Origin of the sequence: Ferrovibrio sp., assembly GCF_041906005.1 — a bacterium.
Lineage (GTDB): Bacteria > Pseudomonadota > Alphaproteobacteria > Ferrovibrionales > Ferrovibrionaceae > Ferrovibrio.
The window spans coordinates 1-1,529 of record NZ_JAYRJY010000017.1 but is presented as its reverse complement, the minus strand read 5'-3'; the positions used below and the strand labels follow the sequence as shown (position 1 = coordinate 1,529).

The 1,529-nt window shown below is 65.7% G+C and carries 1 protein-coding gene; it reads right to left on the bottom strand.

Translation table 11 applies throughout. The features are described from left to right. Positions 1 to 73 precede the first annotated feature (73 nt). Positions 74 to 1,450: a transposase gene (locus ACE3OO_RS20195; RefSeq protein ID WP_374305904.1), complete on the bottom strand. Its 1,377-nt coding sequence runs from the start codon at positions 1,448 to 1,450 to the stop codon at positions 74 to 76. Positions 1,451 to 1,529 lie beyond the last annotated feature (79 nt).

Sequence of the window (1,529 nt, the reverse complement as noted above, 5' to 3'; positions counted from 1 at the left end):
GATTGTGTTGAAGAAGTCGGGGTGTTGCCGTGGGCAAGCGGCTGATGGTTTGCGCTGAATAGGACTGACCGGCTCAGGCCGGTAGCGGATGTGCCGGCATCGGGATGAGCTTGGCCATTTTGCGGAGGTTCTGGGCGGTGGCTGCCATATGGAACTCGTCCCTGGCACCGTTTGGGCCGCGCAGGCGCAATCGATCGAGCTTCAGGATGCGTTTGAGGTGCGCGAACAGCATCTCGACCTTCTTTCGCTGGCGGCGAGATGTGACGTAGGCGTCGGTGGTGGCGATGTCGCGGGCGAGATCGCGAGCCCCTTCGTGGATCGAGCGGGTGACCTTGCGCGCGGGCATGTTGGGCGTGCAGCGTTCCCGCAGGGCGCAGCTGCCGCAGTCCTGCTGTCGCGCGCGATAGCGGATGAAGCCGTCCTGACCGACATCGCTCCGGGCGGTCGTAAAGTTGCGGTTCCGGGGCCTCAGGCGCTTGCCGCCAGGGCAGACGTAGCTGTCGCCGTCATGGTCGTAGGTGAAGGCATCTCGCTCGAACGTGCCGTCGCGGCGCGCGGACTTGTCGAACACCGGGATGTGCGGCTGGATGTCACGCTCGTGGACCAGCCAGGCCAGCATCTCCGCCGAGCCATAGGCGGTGTCCGCCGCCAGCCGCTCGGGCCAAATGCCGAAGCGGTCCTGAACCCGCGCGATCATGCGCTTGCATGCGGTCACCTCGGCCTGGCGCACGGCGGTGCTCGCCTCCACGTCCATGATGACGGCGTGGTCGATGTCGATGAGGTAGTTGGTCGAATAAGCGTAGAAGGCCGGCCCGCGATGCGCGCTGGTCCAGCGCGATGCCGGGTCGACCGGCGCCAGATACTTCGGCACCACCGGTGTCGCCGCGCCGAACGCGGCATCGTCGAGAACGGCCAGATACTCGCGCACCGCACGGCTGTCGGCGCCCGGCGGCACGCCATCGCTGCCCGGACCGCCGGTCTGACGATTGGCATCGGCGCGGATCAGGCTGGCGTCGACCGCGAACCCTTCGCCGCCCACCAGCCCCTCGGCCATGCAACGCGCGACCGTCGTCTCGAACAACCGGCGCAGCAGGTCGCTGTCGCGGAAGCGTCCGTGCCGGTTCTTCGAGAAGGTCGAGTGATCGGGCACGTCGCCCTCCAGCCCCAGCCGGCAGAACCAGCGATAGGCCAGGTTCAGATGCACCTCGTCGCACAGTCGCCGCTCGGATCGGATGCCCATGCAATAGCCGATGATGAGCATCCGGATCATCAATTCCGGATCGATCGAGGGGCGTCCCGTCTCGCTGTAGAAGGGCTTCAGCTCTTCGCGGATGCCCGACAGGTCCACGAACCGGTCGATCGATCGCAGCAGATGATCCGCCGGCACATGCCGCTCCAGGCTGAAGCTGTAGAACAACGCTTCCTGCGCTACCGTCCGCTCGCCCATCATCGGCCCGTCTCCGCTCCACCTCCCGGCAATTGAATCAGACCACCAACATTACTGCAAGCCAGCCTTTTTCAACACAATC

Excerpts from the sequence above, each read along its gene's own strand:
- ACE3OO_RS20195 (WP_374305904.1), bottom strand. The coding sequence starts at position 1,450 with ATGATGGGCGAGCGGACGGTAGCGCAGGAAGCGTTGTTCTACAGCTTC.